17 protein-coding genes and 3 tRNA genes are annotated in these 17,398 nt (G+C 67.1%); 3 read left to right on the top strand and 17 right to left on the bottom strand.

All coding sequences use genetic code 11. The annotated features are described in order from the left end of the window. Window positions 1–17: 17 nt before the first annotated feature. The 10 genes from smc to ccmA are packed head-to-tail and all read right to left on the bottom strand — an operon-like array spanning window position 18 to window position 10,626. Window positions 18–3,512, bottom strand: coding sequence for a chromosome segregation protein SMC (gene smc / locus DFO68_RS09920; protein ID WP_133483499.1), 3,495 nt, complete (start codon window positions 3,510–3,512; stop codon window positions 18–20). Window positions 3,513–3,516: 4 nt separating this feature from the next. Beyond that, complete coding sequence (gene ccmI, locus DFO68_RS09915) at window positions 3,517–4,758, bottom strand: c-type cytochrome biogenesis protein CcmI (protein ID WP_133483497.1); 1,242 nt, start codon at window positions 4,756–4,758, stop codon at window positions 3,517–3,519. Next, window positions 4,755–5,222, bottom strand: coding sequence for a cytochrome c-type biogenesis protein (locus DFO68_RS09910; RefSeq protein WP_133483496.1), 468 nt, complete (start codon window positions 5,220–5,222; stop codon window positions 4,755–4,757). The genes ccmI and DFO68_RS09910 overlap by 4 nt, the downstream gene beginning before the upstream one ends. After that, window positions 5,213–5,740: a DsbE family thiol:disulfide interchange protein gene (locus tag DFO68_RS09905; protein ID WP_133483495.1), complete on the bottom strand. Its 528-nt coding sequence runs from the start codon at window positions 5,738–5,740 to the stop codon at window positions 5,213–5,215. Before DFO68_RS09905 ends, DFO68_RS09910 begins: the two co-directional genes overlap by 10 nt. Next, the gene (locus DFO68_RS09900) at window positions 5,737–7,728 is read right to left on the bottom strand and encodes a heme lyase CcmF/NrfE family subunit (RefSeq protein WP_166637551.1); all 1,992 of its coding nucleotides are present in this window, start codon (window positions 7,726–7,728) and stop codon (window positions 5,737–5,739) included. The genes DFO68_RS09905 and DFO68_RS09900 overlap by 4 nt, the downstream gene beginning before the upstream one ends. A 24-nt stretch (window positions 7,729–7,752) precedes the next feature. Next, window positions 7,753–8,259: a cytochrome c maturation protein CcmE gene (gene ccmE, locus DFO68_RS09895; protein WP_133483493.1), complete on the bottom strand. Its 507-nt coding sequence runs from the start codon at window positions 8,257–8,259 to the stop codon at window positions 7,753–7,755. Continuing rightward, window positions 8,249–8,497, bottom strand: coding sequence for a heme exporter protein CcmD (ccmD, locus tag DFO68_RS09890; protein WP_133483492.1), 249 nt, complete (start codon window positions 8,495–8,497; stop codon window positions 8,249–8,251). Before ccmD ends, ccmE begins: the two co-directional genes overlap by 11 nt. Further along, window positions 8,497–9,237, bottom strand: a complete 741-nt coding sequence (locus DFO68_RS09885; protein ID WP_133483491.1) for a heme ABC transporter permease — start codon at window positions 9,235–9,237, stop codon at window positions 8,497–8,499. Before DFO68_RS09885 ends, ccmD begins: the two co-directional genes overlap by 1 nt. 14 nt (window positions 9,238–9,251) lie before the next feature. Continuing rightward, window positions 9,252–9,953: a heme exporter protein CcmB gene (gene ccmB, locus DFO68_RS09880; RefSeq protein ID WP_133483490.1), complete on the bottom strand. Its 702-nt coding sequence runs from the start codon at window positions 9,951–9,953 to the stop codon at window positions 9,252–9,254. Between the two features lie 28 nt (window positions 9,954–9,981). Next, window positions 9,982–10,626, bottom strand: a complete 645-nt coding sequence (ccmA, locus tag DFO68_RS09875; RefSeq protein ID WP_133483489.1) for a cytochrome c biogenesis heme-transporting ATPase CcmA — start codon at window positions 10,624–10,626, stop codon at window positions 9,982–9,984. Window positions 10,627–10,833: 207 nt separating this feature from the next. On the opposite strand from ccmA, the gene lexA reads away from it, so the two are divergent. Both lexA and DFO68_RS09865 read left to right on the top strand, forming a co-directional pair. Further along, window positions 10,834–11,304, top strand: a complete 471-nt coding sequence (lexA, locus tag DFO68_RS09870) for a transcriptional repressor LexA (RefSeq protein WP_133483487.1) — start codon at window positions 10,834–10,836, stop codon at window positions 11,302–11,304. After that, window positions 11,304–11,921, top strand: coding sequence for an IMPACT family protein (locus DFO68_RS09865; protein WP_133483486.1), 618 nt, complete (start codon window positions 11,304–11,306; stop codon window positions 11,919–11,921). The genes lexA and DFO68_RS09865 overlap by 1 nt, the downstream gene beginning before the upstream one ends. 12 nt (window positions 11,922–11,933) lie before the next feature. Here the strand turns inward: DFO68_RS09865 and DFO68_RS09860 are convergent, their stop codons facing one another. Genes DFO68_RS09860 through DFO68_RS09850 form a run of 3 tightly spaced genes read right to left on the bottom strand, consistent with a single transcriptional unit; the run spans window position 11,934 to window position 15,377 of the window. Next, the gene (locus DFO68_RS09860) at window positions 11,934–13,256 is read right to left on the bottom strand and encodes a sodium ion-translocating decarboxylase subunit beta (RefSeq protein WP_133483485.1); all 1,323 of its coding nucleotides are present in this window, start codon (window positions 13,254–13,256) and stop codon (window positions 11,934–11,936) included. Between the two features lie 10 nt (window positions 13,257–13,266). Beyond that, entirely contained in the window at window positions 13,267–15,078 is a 1,812-nt protein-coding gene (oadA, locus tag DFO68_RS09855; protein WP_133483484.1) for a sodium-extruding oxaloacetate decarboxylase subunit alpha, read from the bottom strand. A gap of 50 nt (window positions 15,079–15,128) precedes the next feature. Continuing rightward, window positions 15,129–15,377, bottom strand: coding sequence for an OadG family protein (locus tag DFO68_RS09850; RefSeq protein WP_133483483.1), 249 nt, complete (start codon window positions 15,375–15,377; stop codon window positions 15,129–15,131). A 182-nt stretch (window positions 15,378–15,559) separates the two neighbouring features. Here DFO68_RS09850 and DFO68_RS09845 point away from each other — a divergent pair, with 182 nt between their 5' ends. Continuing rightward, on the top strand, window positions 15,560–16,549 hold the full coding sequence (locus tag DFO68_RS09845) for a tRNA dihydrouridine synthase (protein ID WP_133483482.1): 990 nt from the start codon (window positions 15,560–15,562) through the stop codon (window positions 16,547–16,549). Window positions 16,550–16,753: 204 nt separating this feature from the next. Here the strand turns inward: DFO68_RS09845 and DFO68_RS09840 are convergent. The 4 genes from DFO68_RS09840 to csrA form a co-directional block, all read right to left on the bottom strand. Next, window positions 16,754–16,830 (bottom strand) — tRNA-Arg (locus DFO68_RS09840). A 71-nt stretch (window positions 16,831–16,901) separates the two neighbouring features. Next, a tRNA-Arg gene (locus DFO68_RS09835) sits at window positions 16,902–16,978 on the bottom strand. Window positions 16,979–16,999: 21 nt separating this feature from the next. After that, window positions 17,000–17,092, bottom strand: a tRNA-Ser gene (locus tag DFO68_RS09830). 102 nt (window positions 17,093–17,194) lie between these two features. After that, complete coding sequence (gene csrA, locus DFO68_RS09825) at window positions 17,195–17,395, bottom strand: carbon storage regulator CsrA (protein ID WP_133483481.1); 201 nt, start codon at window positions 17,393–17,395, stop codon at window positions 17,195–17,197. Between the last annotated feature and the right edge of the window lie 3 nt (window positions 17,396–17,398).

Below are 17,398 nucleotides of genomic sequence, written 5' to 3'. Positions count from 1 at the left end.
GTTCACGTTCAAGCCCATCAGGCCTCGGCCAGGGTCGCGGCCTCCTCGACGCCGACCGATACCAGGCGTGACACTCCGGGCTCCTGCATGGTGACTCCCATCAAGCGTTCGGCAGTTTCCATGGCAATCTTGTTGTGAGTGATATAGATGAACTGGACGCTGTCGGACATCTCCTTCACCAGCTTGGCGTAGCGTCCCACATTGGCATCATCCAGCGGAGCATCCACCTCATCGAGCATGCAGAAGGGTGCCGGGTTGAGCTGGAAGATGGCAAATACCATCGACAGCGCGGTGAGGGCCTTTTCTCCGCCAGAAAGAAGATGAATGGTGCTGTTCTTCTTGCCGGGAGGGCGCGCCATGATGGTCACCCCGGTTTCCAGCAAATCCTCGCCAGTCAGCGTCAGCCATGCGGTTCCCCCACCGAATACCCGCGGGAAAAGCGCCTGAAGGCCGGCATTGACTCGCTCGAAGGTGTCGCGGAAGCGTGTTCGGGTTTCCTGGTCGATACGCCGGATGGCTCGGTCCAGAGTCTCCAGCGCCTCGCTGAGCTCGGCGTGCTGGGCCTCTAGGTAGTCGCGGCGCTCGGCCTGCTGGTCGTACTCCTCGATAGCCGCCAGGTTGATGGCGCCCAGCCGGCGCACCCGCTCACCAACCTCCTCCAGCCGGGTCTGCCAGGCAGACTCGGTGGCATTGGGGTCAAGGGACTCGACCAGGCTGTCAGCGCCGTGATTCAGCTCGGCGAGCTGCTCGTCGTATGCCTCGGCCTTGAGCGCCAGGGCCTGGACCTGCATGCGCGATGCCTGAAGACGCTCGCGAATGCCCTCGAGGTTGCGCTCGTGGCCGTGGCGGGCCTGCTCGTCCTCGCGTAGCCGCTCGACCAGCTCGGCGGCCCGGGCACGGGTTTCATTGAGCACTCGCTCCTCGCGCTCGCGGCGCTCGAGAAGCTCGTCGAGCCGCTCGCGATGCTCCTCGTCGGGTTCATGGAGGCCTTCGCGCGCCTCCTCGAGCTCGGCGCAGCGCAGCTCGAGGCGCTCCCGCGCCTCGCCGGCACGCCCCAGCTGCTCGGCCAGGCCGTTGCGCTCGGTGGCGGTGCGCTCCTGCTCCAGGGCCAGGCGCTGGGCTTGCTCGGCCAGGGGACGCTGCCGTGCGCGCAGCGCAGCGAGCCGCTGCCGCGCGTCGCGACGCTGCCGCTCAAGCCGCTCGCGGGTCTCGGCGCCCTCTTCCAGCCGGGCCATGGCCGCTTGCCACTGCTCGCGCGACTCATCCAGGGCCAGCAGAGCCTCCTCGCGGGATTCGGCCAGGCCCTCAAGCTCCTCGGCGAGTTCGGCGGCGCGCCCCTCCAGGTGATCGAGCCGGCTGGCCAGGGCGCTCTCCTGCACGGCCAGCTGCTGGCGCTGCTGCTCGAGCTCGCGTTCCTCATCGCGCGACTGCTCCAAGGCCGCCTCGGTCTGTTCGACCCGGGCCATGGCCATTTCAAGATCGCGCTCCTGGTCAGCGAGACGGGCCTCCACTTCGGCCAGTTCCTCGCGCACCTGTGTCTCGCGGCGCCGGCTGACCAGCAGGGCATCCGGGCCGGTGCCGGCGCCACGCTGGCGCACCCAGCCGCTTCCCAGCCAGAGACCATCGGGGGTGACCAGGCTCTCGCCGGCCGCCAGGCTTTCGCGGGCCGCCCAGGCCGCCTCGCGGTCCTCGACGCAACGGATCGCGGCCAGCCACTGGCCGGCCGCGCCGGCGCCACGCACCCGGGCCGCCAGGCTGCCGGCCGGAGCAGGCGACGCTTCGGCCTCGAGCAGGCCCAGCTCGGCGTCCGGCGGCGAGGACAGCACCTCGCGGGCGCCGGGCAGCGACACCAGCCGCGCCCGCAGCCAGGGCGCCAGTACCCAGGAGACCGCCGCCTCCCAGCCGGGCTCGACCTCAAGGGCCTCGCCGAGGCGAGGTTGATCGCCCAGGCCGTGCTTGGCCAGGTGCGCATCAAGCGCCGCGTCGTGATCGGCCAGGGCCGCCTGGATCAGCGCCTCCAGCGAGGCCAGTTCGCCCTGCAGGGTGCTGCGCCGCTGGCGATCGGCCTCGCGAGCCGCCTCGGCCTCCCGCACCTGCTGCCGGGCACCGTCGCGGCTGACCTGATGCTCGCCTCGACGTGCCTCAAGCTCGGCCAGGCGTGCCTCGAGCTCGGCACGGCGCTCGGCCAGCTCGCGGCGCTGCTCGCCCAGCTCGACGATATCGGGAAGCTGCTCATGCTGCTGGCGACGACGACGCTCGTCGGCGGCCAGACGCTCAAGCCGACTCTCCAGCTCGCGCAGCCGGTCCTGGGCGCGCTCCGCCTCGCGGCTCTGTGCCTGCCAGCGCTCGCCAAAGTTCTCCCAGGCGGCATCGGCCTCCTCGGCCCGGGGCTCGGCCTCCTCCAGGGCGGCCTCCAGCTCGGCGAGCTGTTCGGCCACCTCTTCCTGCTCCGGCCCCAGGGTCTCGAGGCGCTCGTCGAGGCGGACCAGGCGTGCGTCGTCGTCGTCACCAAGGCGGGCGAGCTCAGCGAGTTCGCGGCGTGCGGCCTCAAGATCGCGGGCCAGCTGCTGGTCCCGGGCGCGGGTGTGCTCGAGATCCTGCTCCAGGCGGGCGATGGCAGTGGTGGTCTCGAAGAAGCGCAACTGCCGGTCGTCGAGCTCGGCGGCCAGGCGGTCATGCTCGGCGCGGGCCTCCTCCAGGCGGCTCTCGGCCTGGCGCATGCCCAGCACCTCACGTTCCACGGCGGTCTCCAGCTCGCGGACGCGGCTCTCCTCTTCCCTCTGGCTGGCGCGCAGGGCGCGCCCACGCAGCAGCGCCAGCTCGCCCTTGAGGCGATGCTCCTCCTGCTTGAGGGTCTGGTAGCGACGCGCCGCCTCGGCCTGGCGCTTGAGCCGCTCGAGCTGCTTGTCGAGCTCCTCGCGGATGTCCTCCAGGCGCTCCAGGTTCTCCTGGGTGCGCCGCATGCGGTTCTCGGTCTCGCGACGGCGCTCCTTGTACCTGGAGATGCCGGCGGCCTCCTCGAGGGTCGCGCGCAGCTCCTCGGGACGCGCCTCAATCAGCCGCGAGATCATGCCCTGGCCGATGATCGCATAGGAGCGCGGCCCCAAGCCGGTGCCCAGGAACAGATCCGCGATGTCGCGGCGGCGGCACTTCTGGCCGTTGAAGAAGTAGCTGGACTGGGCGTCGCGGGTAACCTGACGCTTGACGGCGATCTCGGCGTACTGGGCATAGGCCCCGCCCAGGGTGCCGTCGCGGTTATCGAAGAGCAGCTCGATGGAGGCCAGTCCCACCGGCTTGCGGCCGGTGGAGCCGTTGAAGATGACGTCGGTCATCGACTCGCCGCGCAGGGTCTTGGCCGATGATTCACCCATCACCCAACGCACCGCATCGATGATGTTGGACTTGCCACAGCCGTTGGGTCCGACGATAGCGGTCATGTTGCCGTCGAAAGGCACGGTCACGGGGTCGACGAAAGACTTGAACCCCACCAGGCGGATCGACGTGAGGCGCATGGACTTACTCGACGACCTGGTCGATCACCACCTCGACGGGCTCGCCATCGGTGTTGCCCACCGTCACCCCCTCGAGGGTGCCGACCAGGTCGCCGGGTTGGGGCGTGGCCTGGCCACTCTCGGAGACGCGCACCACCAGCCGCGCCTGGTCCACCCTGGAGAGTCGTGCCATCGGCGCCATGGCGTCAGCGTCGTTGAGCACCAGGGTCAACGGCAGCTCGTCCAGCTGAGCCCGGACCACGGCCAGCGGCGGCAGCTCCTCCTTGAGGTCGCGGGCCACCACGAAGACGCTAGCATTTCCCTCGAGCCGACCGGCGAGATCGTCCGCCAGGCGCACCCGTACGGAGATGCCGGGCCCCTCGCCGGCCTGATCGGTCGCATCGGGGACGATCCCCAGGCGTCGCTGGGCGACCTGGATGCCCTGGCGCAGGGCATCGGCGGTACCGGAGTCCTGCAGGCCGGCGATGGCCCGGCGCCACTGATCGATGGCGGTCTGGTAGTCGCCACCCTCGAAGGCCTCGATGCCGAGCATGCCGAGCACCGTGGGCTGGGCGGGCTGCATCGCCAGCACCTCGTCGACCAGCGACTGGACCTCGTCGGTCATCTCGCGGCCAGCGGCGAAGTAGCGCATCTGTGCCAGCTCGGCCAGCAGCCCGGGCTGGCGACCCTCGAGCGCGATCAGCCGCTCAAGAACACGGGTGGCCTCGCCGATGCGACCGCTGTCACGGTAGAGCGGGAACAGTGCTCGCCAGACGTTGGGGTTGCCGGGCTGGCGGGCGGCCTGCTCCTCGAGTCGCTCGACCAGCATTGGCAACGAGGCATCAGGATCGTTCATTACTTGCTGCTGGACCATATAGAGGGCGAGGTCGCCCTCGGCGCCCTTCTGGTGATACCAGAAGACACTGGCCAGCACCACGGCCAGCATCACCACTGGCACCGCCAGCTTACCGGAGGTGGTCAGCTTGAGTGGCGCACGCTCCCGGCGCTCGGTGTCCTCGAGCAGGCTGCGCTCAAGCTCCAGGCGATCCTCCTCGAAGCGCTGGGCGTCGATGTCGCCGCGCTCACGGGCGGCCTCCAGCGAGGCCAGGCGACGACGGTAGATGGCCAGGTTCTGGTCGGCAGTGCGGTTGTTAACCTCGACGTCGCGCTGGGCGGCACGCACGGCGGCGGCATGCCGCAGGGGGGCCACCAGCAACCACAGCGCCGGTAGCAGCAGCACGGCAAGGGCGATCCATAGCAGAGTCATTCGGTCCTCTCGCGTTTGATTAGAGCATCCAGTCGCGCTCGCTCCTCGGCGCTCAAGTCGCGGGCCGAAGTGCGCCGACGAGCGCGCACCATGAGCACCACCACCAGGGCGCCGAGTAGTGCCAGCCCGGCGGGAAGTCCCCACAACAGCAGGGTGCGGCCCTCGAGGCGCGGGTTATAGAGCACATAGTCACCGAAGCGGTTGACCATGAAATCAAGGATCTCCTTGTCGGAACGGCCGGCCTGGAGTTGGCGATAGACCCGCTCGCGCATGTCGCCGGCGATCGGCGAGTCCGAGTCGCCGATCGCCTGGTTCTGGCACTTGGGACAGCGCAGGGTCGCAGTGAGATCGCGGTAGCGCTGCTCGGTCACCGGGTCGTCGAACTCACGCACATCCACCGCCGCCTGAGCCAGGACGGGCCACAGCAGCAGGACGCACAGCAGCAGGCGGGTGATCAGCGCCATTTTGCCACCTCCGGCAGTATCTTTTCGCGTACGTCCTCCGGCTTGATGTAGCCGGTATGGTGATAGCGGATGATGCCGTCGCGATCGACCAGGAAGGTCTCCGGGGCGCCGTAAACGCCCAGGTCGAAGCCCAGGCTGCCCTCGGGATCGAAGATGTTGACCTCGAAGGGGTTGCCGAACTCACCCAGAAACCCGCGCCCCTTCTCGCGGGTGTCCTTGTAGTCAACCCCCACCAGGCGCACGCCGCGCTCGGCGAGGTCAAGCAGCTGGGGCATCTCCTGCTTGCAGGTCGGGCACCATTCACCCCAGACGTTGACCAGGGTGACCTCGCCCTCGAGCAGCGAGGCATCCACCACCCGCTCGGGATCCTCGAGGGTGGTGAGCTCGAAGGCCGGGAAGTCCCGAGCCATCAGCGCCGAGTGGCGTTCGAAGGGGTTGATCGACAGCCCCATGTAGAGGAAGGCGCTGAGCACCAGGAAGCCAACCAGCGGCAGCAGCAGCAGCAGGCGACGCTTCATGTGGTAGCCTCCCGCGGTTCAGCAACCACCGCGCGCTCGGGGTCGCGGGCCGTCACGCGGCGCCGGTAGCGCCGGTCGGCCACGGCCAGCACCCCGCCGGTGGCCATCAGCAAGGCCCCCAGCCACAGCCAGCGCACAAAAGGCTTGTACTGCAGGCGCATGGCCCAGCTGCCGTCTCCCAGGTTTTCGCCCATGGCCACGTAGAGGTCACGAAACAGGCCGGGGCGCAGGGCGACCTGGGTCATCGGCATGCCACGGGCGATGTAGAGACGCTTCTCGGGGGTCATGGTAAAACGGCGCTGGCTGTCGCCGCGACGCACTTCGAGCTCGGCGGTATCCGCCAGGTAGTTTGGTCCCCGGCGGTTGGCGAGCTCGGTCATGGTGAAAGTATAGCCGGCCAACTCGACGCTATCGCCCACTCCCAGGCGCACGTTGCGCTCGATGGCATAGTTGGAGACCACAGTGACACCGATGATGGTCACCGCAATACCCAGATGGCCAAGGATCATCCCCCAGTAGGCCAGCGAGAGGCGCTTGAGGCCGGCCAGGCGACCGGCGGAGTGACGGGACTTGGCCCACAGGTCGCGCGCCATGGGCAGCACGATCCACAGCGCCACCAGCACCCCCAGGCTGACCTTGAGATTCCACTCGCCGCGGTAGAGAAGCGGCGCGAGTGCAGCGAGCACCAGCGCTGCTAGGCCGGCGAGCCAGCTGCGCCGGAAGAGGTCGCGGGCCGGGGTATCCTTCCAGCGCGCCAGAGGGCCCAAGCCCATGAACAGGCAAAGCACCACGGTCAACGGCACGAAGAGTGCGTTGAAGTAGGGTGGGCCGACACTGATCTTGCCCAGGTTGAGGGCATCGAGCAGCAGCGGATAGACCGTACCCAGCAGCACCGTGACGGTCATGATCACTAGCAGGATGTTGTTGATCAGCAGCAGGGCGTCACGCGACAGCCAGCCAAAGCCTACCCGCTGGCTGACCCGCGGCGCGCGCAGCGCGAATAACAGCAGCGAGAGCCCCACGGTGATCCCCAGCAGCATCAGGACGAAGAACCCGCGGGCGGGGTCGTTGGCGAAGGCATGCACCGAGGTGAGCACGCCCGAGCGCACCAGGAAGGTACCCATCAGCGACAGCGAGAAGGTGAAGATCGCCAGCAGCACCGTCCAGCTCTTGAAGGTCCCTCGCTTCTCGGTCACCGCCAGCGAGTGGATCAACGCCGTGCCGGCCAGCCACGGCAGCAGCGAGGCGTTCTCGACCGGGTCCCAGAACCACCAGCCGCCCCAGCCCAGCTCGTAGTAGGCCCACCAGCTGCCCAGGGCGATGCCCACGGTGAGAAAGGCCCAGGCGATGTTGGTCCAGGGCCGCGCCCAACGGGTCCAGGCTGCATCCAGGCGTCCCTCCAGCAGGGCGGCGATGGCAAAGGCGAAGACCACCGAAAAGCCCACATAACCCATGTAGAGCATCGGCGGATGAACGATCAGCCCGAAGTCCTGCAGCAGGGGATTGAGGTCGGCGCCGTCCTGGGGAACATTGGGCAACAGCCGCTCGAAGGGGTTGGAGGTTATCAACACGAAGGTCAGAAAACCAACGCTGACCAGCCCCATGACGCCTATCACCCGGGCCAGCATGTCGCGCGGCAGTTCCCGCGAGAAGTGGCTCACGGCGAAGGTCCACGCGGCCAGGATCAGGCTCCACAACAGCACCGAACCCTCATGATTGCCCCACACGGCGCTGGCCTTGTAGTACCAGGGCAGCATCGAGTTGGAGTTGTTGGCCACGTTGGCCACGCTGAAGTCGTCCAGTAGATAGCTGGCGGTCAAGCAGGCGTAGGCGATGGCCAGGAAGAGGAACTGCCCGGTGGCCATGGGACGCGCGTAGGCCATCCATAGGGGGCGGCGCGTGGCGGCGCCGGCGAGTGGCATGACCGCCTGCACTGCCGCCATCAGCAGGGCAATGATCATGGCGTAGTGGCCGATTTCGGGGATCATTAGGGTCTGCATGGACACTCCGGATCAGTTCAGGTTGGCGTTATTAGACTGCGCGTCACGCCACTGGCCCAGCTCACCAGCCTTGGCCTGGTAGTCCTGCGGTGAGTAACCGGACTCCTCCAGCGCCTGGGCCACCTCGGGGGGCATGTAGTTTTCGTCGTGGCGCGCCAGCACCTGGTCGGCGCGCAGCCAGCCATCCTGCTGGAGCTCGCCGACCACCACCACCCCCTGCCCCTCGCGGAACAGGTCGGGGAGGATGCCGCTGTAGCGCACCTCGAGATCGTCGACATAGTCGGTGACGGTGAAGGTCACCTCGAGGCTCTGCTTGTCGCGATCCACCGAGCCCTTCTTGACCATCCCACCGGCGCGGATCTGGCGCGCCAGGGGCGCATCCCCGGCGGCGATCTGCACCGGGCTGAAGAAGAGGTTGATATTGCTGCGCAGGGCGTAGAGGGTCAGGCCCACGGCGATGGCGGCCAGCGAGACCAGCCCCAGGATCACGAATAGCTTCTGCTTGCGTTTAGCTCTCATGGACGTGCCCCTCTTGATGGGAAACCTGAGTCTCTTGATGGGAAACCTGAGTCTCGGCGGCGCCGTAGCCTTGCGTACGACGCGCCCGACGCCGCAAGTCGCGCAACAGCACGCGGCGCTCGGCACGGGCATGCAGCACCACGGCCACCAGCAGCAGCCCGGTGACACCCCAGGCCGCCCATACGTAGGCGCCATGGCCGCCCATGGCCAGGAAAGCCGACAGGGAATCAAATGCCATCAGCTCACCTCCATGGTCAGCTCACGCACCCAGCGCTTGCTCGATTCACGGCGCAAAATCTCGCTGCGGGTGCGCATCAGGGTCACCGCGATAAAGAAGCAGTAGAAGCCCAGCACCATGATCAGCAGCGGCGCCCACATTTCCATCGGCATGGCCGGTCGCGACGTCATGCTGAAGGTGGCCGGCTGGTGCAAGGTATACCACCAGTCCACCGAATACTTGATGATGGGAATATTGATCACCCCGACCATCGCCAGCAGCGAGGCCGCCCGGGAGGCGCTGTCGCGGCTGGAGAAGGCGCCACGCAGGGCGATGACGCCGAAGTAGAGAAACAGCAGAATGAGCATCGAGGTGAGGCGGGCATCCCACATCCACCAGGTTCCCCAGGTGGGCACGCCCCACACCGCCCCGGAGAACAGTGCCACGAAGGTCATGGCGGCGCCCAACGGGGCCATCACTGTCGCCGCCATGTCGGCGAGCTTGATTTTCCAGACCATGAAGATGAAGCCGGCCACCGCCATGGTGACGAAGATCGACTGAGCCAGGAAGGCCGCCGGCACGTGCACATAGATGATGCGGAAGCTGTTGCCCTGCTGGTAGTCGGCGGGGGCGAAGGCCAGCCCCCAGACGCTGCCCACCAGGATCAGCGCCGCCGCCGCCACCCAGAACCACGGCAGCAGCCGTTCGCTGATGGCGTAGAACCACTTGGGAGAGCCAAGCTTGTGTATGAAGGCCCACATACTGATTGTCGTCCTCAACCGTTGATACTGATACGCAGCGAGGCCGCGATCGCCCATGGGGCGAGGCCCAGCGCCACTGCCAGAAGCGCACCCAGAATGGCCAGGTGCGCGGAGACGCCATCGCCGAGGATGGCCGCCTGCACGGCCCCGGCGCCGAAGATCAGCACCGGGATATAGAGCGGCAGCACCAGCAGCGAAAGCAGCACCCCGCCCCGTGAGAGCCCTACAGTCAACGCCGCCCCGATGGCACCGATCAGGCTCAGGCTGGCACTGCCCAGCGCCAGCGATAGCGCCAGCACCGCATAACTGCCTGACGGCAGCGACAGCAAGATGCCTAGCAGCGGCGCCATCAGCGCCAGCGGCAGACCGGTGAGCAACCAATGCACCGCCACCTTGGCCAGCGCCAGCGCAGGCAGCGGCTGGGGCGAAAGCAGCAGCTGCTCCAGGGAGCCATCGTCAAAGTCGCTGCGAAACAGGCTGTCCAGCGAGAGCAGTGCCGCAAGCAGCGCCGCCACCCACAGCAGGCCCGGGGCGATGACCGCCAGCAGTTCCGGGTCCGGCGAGATGCCGATCGGGAACAGGGTGATCACCAGGGCAAAGAACACCAGCGGGTTGAGCACCTCGCTGCGCCGGCGCATCATTAACACCAGGTCACGCTTCAACGTCGCTCGTATTGCGACCCACGCGCCGCCCTCGGGTTCCCGGAACAGCGGCATTTTTCCTGGCTCCTGCGTCAGGCGTGGCTCAGAGTGCGGCATCGTCACCCCCCTGCCCCAGCCGAATACAGCGCAGTGCCGGCGACTCGGCCAGTGCGTGGTGGGTGGTGACCAGCACGCAGCCGCCGCGCAGGGCATGGGCCGCTAGGCGCCCTTCGAGCGCCGCCACGCCGTCGCGGTCGATGGCGGTGAAGGGCTCGTCGAGCACCCACAGCGGACGCGGGATCAGCTCCAGCCGGGCCAGGGCCACCCGGCGCTGCTGGCCCGCGGAGAGCTGACCGGCGGGCAGATCCTCGAAGCCGGCGAGCCCCATGGCCGCCAGCGCCGCAAAGCGCGCCGCCTCGGCATCGGGCTCGCCCGCCAGGGCCTGGTACCAGGCCAGGTTCTCCAGCGGCGTCAGCGCCGCCTTGACCCCCGGTGCATGCCCCAGATAGAGCAGGTTGGCCAGGAAGTCCTGGCGCTTGCGCCGCATGGGGTGGTCGTTCCAGTAGAGCTCGCCTTCGAAGTCGGCCAGCTGTCCGGAAAGAATCTTCAGCAGGGTGGTCTTGCCGCTGCCATTGGGGCCCTCCACACGCACGATCTCGCCGGCATGGATGTCCAGGTCAAGGTCGCGGAACAGCCAGCGATCGTCCCGCTCACAGGCCAGCTTTCGGGCTTGCAGACGCAGGCTCAAGGCACTCTCCCGGCATGGGGTATTTCGCCCGGAACTCTACATGCAAAGGGCTCTGGCTACCAGTCGAGCCGTCTGCGTCAGGCGGTCACACTTGGTGTGGATCAAGCCTTGCGTGGCCCCCCTCTCTTGCCAGATTCCAGCCCGCTGCTATGCTCGTGAAGCACTGTACGTATTGACAGTTTCTTTCAACGCCAGGGGAACCCTCGCATGCCCAACGTCATATCGCAGTACCTGGAGCGCCGCCCCCATCTTCCGTTGGCCGAGGTCTGGGTAGCCATCGAGGCCGATACGCTGACCGAGATCCCACTGCTCGGCCGTGTCTCGGCGGGCATGCCCATCGAGGCCTGTCCCCAGGCCGACAGCATCCAGGTGCCCACGCGCATGGTGCGCCGCAATACCTATGCCCTGCGGGTGCGCGGCGACTCCATGGTCGATTGCAACATCTTCGACGGGGATGTAATCATCATCGAACGTCGCGAGAGCGCCGAGAACGGCGAGACCGCGGTGGTGATGATCAACGACCAGGAGGTCACCCTGAAGAAGCTCTACATCGAGAAGTCCGGCGTGCGCCTGCAGCCGGCCAACGAGCGCATGGCGCCCATCTACCTGCGCAACGACGACATCCAGGTGATCGGCCTGGTGATGGGGGTGGTGCGCCAGACGGAGCTAGCCGCCTGATGCGCTACGCCGTCCCCGACGTCCCTGCGGGACGCTGGCAAGAGAGCGAACTGGTAGTGGAGAAAAGCCGCTTCATCACCTGGCTTTGTCATGCGCCGGACAGCATCGCCTTCGAGGCACTGTTGGCCGAGGCCCGCCGCACCCACCCCGGCGCCAGCCACCACTGCAGTGCCTTCATCGCCGGCCCACCCGGCGAGCAGACCGCCATCGGCTTCTCCGACGACGGCGAGCCCGGCGGCACCGCCGGGCGCCCCATGTTCCAGGTACTGGAAGGATCGGGGCTCGGCCAGGTGGGCTGCGTGGTCACGCGCTACTTCGGCGGCACCAAGCTCGGCACCGGCGGCCTAGCACGCGCCTACTCCCGCGCCGTCGCCGAAGGCCTGGAGGCCCTGCCGCGCCGCACCGTGGTCGAGCGCACCCCACTGCGCCTGCGGGTCGACTTCGCCGGAGAGGCCGAGGCCCGCGCCTGGCTGGCCGAGCAGCAGGTGCCAGTCGCGCAGGCCGACTACGCCGCCGACGGGGTGGTGCTCACCGTGGGCTGGCCCCGTGACATAGAGGCAGACCTGAGCCCACTGGCGTCGCGGCTGCGCGGCCACCTCGAGCTTATCGACGCCTGATCCCGAGGCGCCTCACCCCAGATACTTGATCATCACCCCGGCGGCCACCGCCGAGCCGATCACCCCGGCCACGTTGGGCCCCATGGCATGCATCAGCAGGAAATTGTGGGGATTGGACTCCAGCCCCACCTTGTTGGAGACCCTTGCTGCCATGGGCACCGCCGAGACCCCCGCCGAGCCGATCAGCGGGTTGATCGGCATCCGGCTCACGGTGTTCATCAGTTTGGCCATCAGGATCCCACAGGCGGTGCCGATGGCGAAGGCCACCATGCCCAGCGCCAGGATTCCCAGGGTCTCCACGGCCAGGAAGCGGTCGGCCATCAGTTTGGAGCCCACTGAGAGACCCAGGAAGATGGTCACGATGTTGATCAGCGCGTTCTGGGCGGTGTCGGAGAGCCGCTCCACCACCCCGCACTCGCGCATCAGGTTGCCGAAGCAGAACATCCCCAGCAGCGGCGCGGCATCCGGTAGGAACAGCACCACCAGGATCAGCAGACTGAGCGGGAAGACGATCTTCTCGCGCTTTGACACCGGCCGCAGCTGGGTCATGACGATCTCTCGCTCCCGCTTCGAGGTCAGCGCCTTCATGATCGGCGGCTGGATCAGCGGCACCAGCGCCATGTAGGAGTAGGAGGCCACGGCGATGGCACCCAGCAGCTCCGGCGCCAGGATGCTCGACACGTAGATCGAAGTGGGGCCGTCGGCGCCGCCGATGATGCCGATGGCGGCGGCCTGGTTAAGCGAGAAATCCATCCAGCCCATGGCCGACATGCCCACCGCGCCGAGCAGGGTGGCGAAGATGCCGAACTGCGCCGCCGCGCCCAGGAACAGCGTGCGGGGATTGGCCAGCAGCGGCCCGAAGTCGGTCATCGCCCCCACGCCCATGAAGATCACCAGCGGGGCGATGCCCGAGGCGATCGCCACGCTGTAGAACTGGTAGAGCATGCCGTGGGCGAAGCCGGCGTCCATGGCTATGTCGTTGGCGGAGCGCAGCAGCGCCGGGGAAAGGTCACCATGCAGGGTCTCGCTCAGGGTGTGGCGCCAGGCCTCGACGCTGGCGCCCGGGTCCAGGCCGAGCTGCAGCGCCGCGGCCATCTGCTCGAGCAGCGCCGGCCGTGCCAGATGCGCCGCCTGCTCGGCGGCGGAAAGGGCGAGACCCGCCTCGGGGATGTTGGCCAGTATCCCGCCGAAGCCGATCGGCACCAGCAGCAGCGGCTCGAACTTCTTGGCGATGGCCAGGTAGAGCAGTCCCAGGCCCACCAGGACCATGACACCCTGCCCCAGGCTGAGGTTGTAGAGCCCCGAGCCATACCAGAGGGTAAGCAGTTTCTCCATGACGGGGCCCCTAGAGTTCGATCAGCACGTCGCCGACGGCGACGCTGTCGCCCTCGCCGACCTTGACGGCGGAGACGGTGCCGGCGCTCGCCGCGCGCACCTCGGTCTCCATCTTCATCGCCTCGAGGATGATCACCACGTCGCCCTCGGCGACGCTGTCACCCTCGCGCACGTTGACCTTGAAGATGTTGCCGGCCAGCGGCGCGGTGATCGCCTCGCCGCTGGAGGCCGGGGCCGGCGCGCTGGCGGGCTGGGCCTCGCCCTGGGCGGTGACGTCGCCGATCTCGCCCCCCTCGGCGACCTCCACCACATAGGCCTTGCCGTTGACCTTGACGGTATAGGTCTCGGGGCCGGACGGCGCGGCCGCGCCCCCCTTGTCCTCGACCTTCGCCGGCGGCTGCGATGCCTGGGTATCCGGTGCCTGGGGTGCCGGCTCGAAGGCCTCAGGGTTATCGCGGTTCTTGAGGAACTTCAGGCCGATCTGCGGGAAGAGCGCATAGGTGAGCACGTCGTCGATCTCGCGCTCGCCCTCGGCCAGGCGGATGCCGTCGGCCTTAGCCTTCTCCTTGAGCTCGGCGGTCAGTCGATCCATTTCCGGGTCCAGCCGATCGGCTGGGCGGCAGGTGATCGGCTCACCCCCCTCCAGCACGCGCGCCTGCAGCTCCTTGTTGAACGGCGCGGGGGCGGCGCCATATTCGCCCTTGAGCAGCGCCTGGACCTCCTTGGAGATCGACGTGTATCGGCTGCCCATCATCACGTTCATCACCGCCTGGGTGCCGACGATCTGCGAGGTGGGAGTGACCAGCGGAATGAAACCCAGGTCCTCGCGAACTCGCGGGATCTCCTTGAGCACGTCGTCGAGCTTGTCGCCGGCGCCCTGCTCCTTGAGCTGGCCTTCCATGTTGGTGAGCATGCCACCCGGCACCTGGGCGATCAGGATGCGCGAGTCGATACCCTTCAGCGAGCCCTCGAAGGCGGCGTATTTCTTGCGCACCTCACGGAAGTAGGCGGCAATCTCCTCGAGCAGTTCGAGGTCCAGCCCGGTGTCACGCTCGGTGCCCTGAAGGATCGCCACCACCGATTCGGTGGGGCTGTGGCCATAGGTCATCGACATCGAGGAGATGGCGGTGTCGACGTTATCGATGCCCGCCTCGGCGGCCTTGAGAGCGGTGGCGGTGGACATGCCGGTGGTGGCATGACACTGCATGTGGATGGGGATATCCACCGCCTTCTTGAGCTTGGTGACCAGTTCAAAGGCGTCGTAGGGCTTGAGCAGGCCGGCCATGTCCTTGATGCAGAGCGAGTCGGCGCCCATGGCGGCGATGGTCTTGCCGAGTTCGACCCAGCCGTCCAGGGTGTGCACCGGGCTCACCGTGTAGGAGAGCGTGCCCTGGGCATGGCCCTCGACCTTGCGCACCGCCTGGATGGCGCGCTCCAGGTTGCGCGGGTCGTTCATGGCATCGAAGACACGGAACACGTCGACGCCGTTGGTCCTGGCCCGCTCGACGAACTTGTCCACCACGTCATCGGCGTAGTGGCGATAGCCCAGCAGATTCTGGCCACGCAGCAGCATCTGCTGGGGGGTGTTGGGCATGGCGGCCTTCAACGCCCGTATCCGCTCCCACGGATCCTCGCCGAGGTAGCGGATACAGGCGTCGAAGGTGGCCCCGCCCCAGGACTCCAGCGACCAGAAGCCGACGCGGTCGAGCTTCTCGGCGATGGGCAGCATGTCGTCGAGGCGCATGCGGGTGGCGAACAGCGACTGGTGGGCGTCACGCAGGACCACATCGGTGATGCCCAGCGGGCGAGCGTTGTCAGTCATGGGTTTGACCTTGAGGTAGTGGATGTAGGGAGAAGGGAGGCAGGCGGGGTTCAGCGGCGGTGTCGGCGGCGATAGTGATGCACCGCGGCACTGATGGCCACCATGACGTCATCGTCCTGGGGAGCGGCACCACGACCGCGTGCCGGCACCGGAGGCGCCACGGGCTCCGGGAAGAAGCGACCGATGATCTTGGACATCAGGGTGGTGACGATGACTAGCAAGGTAAGAAAAACAAAAACAAAGCCCATGCCAAGGGCCATGAGGGAGAGTCCCTCTTCCAGCAGCTGCATGTCCTGCATCGCGCGCCTCTCCTGTTGAACATGTACCTCCATGCGCCTCAACGGTGCGAGACATGGCGGCTTGCGCAAAATTTTCGATGCTATAACCTGCCACACTCTGATCAGATTGCAATGGTGCTGTGGTGGAAGTCGGCGTTGTTAATTTACTACAAGATGTACCGGGCAGGGTCGGCCTGGCCCCCATGGAGGGCGTTATCGACGCTCACACCCGGGACCTGCTGACCCGGCAGCCGGGCTTCGACTGGGCGGTCACCGAGTTCGTCCGCGTGGTAGATGCCCGACTGCCACCGCGCGTCTTCCACAAGCACTGCCCCGAACTCCAGGGCGCTCGCATGACGACTCCGGCCGGCGTACCGGTCCAGCTGCAACTGCTCGGCTCCGATCCCGAGGCCCTGGCGGCCAACGCCGCCCAGGCACTGCGCCTAGGCGCCACCGGTGTCGACCTCAACTTCGGCTGCCCGGCCAAGCTGGTCAATCGCCACGACGGCGGCGCCTCGCTGCTGCGCGACCCGCGGCGCGTGCATGCCGTGGTCGCGACCGTGCATGAGGCGGTAGGACACCGCATTCCGGTGACCGCCAAGATCCGCCTGGGCTTCGCCGATCGACGCCTGGCACTGGCCTGCGGGCGCGCTGCCCAGACAGGGGGTGCCCGCCACCTGGTGGTGCATGGCCGCACCCGGGAAGAGGGCTACCGCCCACCGGCCCACTGGGAGTGGATCGGCCGCATCCACCAGCGCCTCTCCATCCCAGTGGTCGCCAACGGCGAGATCTGGACCCTGGAGGACTACTGGAAGGCCCGCACCCTCTCCGGGTGTCGCGACGTGATGCTCGGTCGCGGCGCCCTGGCGGACCCCTGGCTCGCGGCGCGCATCCGCCACTGGCAGATGACTGGTGAGCGCTTACCCGATACGCCCTGGGAGGCCCGGGCACGAATCCTTGCTGACTTTGCTGCGCTGCAGCGTAGCACACTTCCGACGCGTACCGTTACTGCGCTCATCAAACAGTGGCTCAGCCACATGCGCCAGCGCGACCCCGAGGCAGCCTACCGGTTCCAGGCCGTGAAGCGTCTGCGCGAGCTCGACGCCCTATTGATCGGCCTCCAAACCCCGACCACTACCATCAACCGCCTTCCTTCCTGTGTTCACGATGACCCGCGAGTCAAGACAGCCTAACGGCAGCCATCGCCAGACAATAGGCGCACCAAAAAAAGAGGCGCCCCTCGCATGGCGACGGCGCCTCAAACGATCGCCGGGGCCGGCGCCCGTGGAACGCCGACCCGGGTAGCAGACCACCGGGCCTGACACAAGAGAGAAAACCTCGCCACAGCGGCGGAATATAGAGAAGACCCGCCCTCACAGAGAGGACGGGTCGATATCTGGCGCGCCCGGGAGGATTCGAACCTCCGACCACCTGATTCGTAGTCAGGTACTCTATCCAGCTGAGCTACGGGCGCGTAAGGCAACAAGCAGGTACGTTGCGGGGATCAACCGATCGGCAAGGGGCCGACCACATGCCGGGTGAAGATGGCGCGCCCGGGAGGATTCGAACCTCCGACCACCTGATTCGTAGTCAGGTACTCTATCCAGCTGAGCTACGGGCGCTGGACCTTAGCGTGACGACAATGGCGGAGAGGGAGGGATTCGAACCCTCGAAGAGGCTATAAACCCCTTACTCCCTTAGCAGGGGAGCGCCTTCAGCCACTCGGCCACCTCTCCCTCATCGACACGGTGCGCATCCTACCGTTTTAGAAGACCATTGTCCAGCAACCCCGACCGCTTTTTCGCATGACCCGCGCAGCGCGCTTGCCGTTGAGATCGTCATCCCTCGTCATCGCCCTGGAGACCGGACTCGGACTTCTCACGCTGAATGCGCTGGTAGATCTCTTCGCGATGCACGGCGACATCCTTGGGGGCATTGACGCCAATGCGAACCTGGTTGCCCTTGACACCAAGGACGGTCACGGTGATGTCATCACCGATCATCAGGGTTTCGCCGACACGGCGGGTCAGGATGAGCATGAC

Source organism: Halomonas ventosae (assembly GCF_004361885.1).
Classification (GTDB): Bacteria; Pseudomonadota; Gammaproteobacteria; order Pseudomonadales; family Halomonadaceae; genus Halomonas; species Halomonas ventosae_C.
This window is presented reverse-complemented; position numbering and strand designations above follow the sequence as displayed.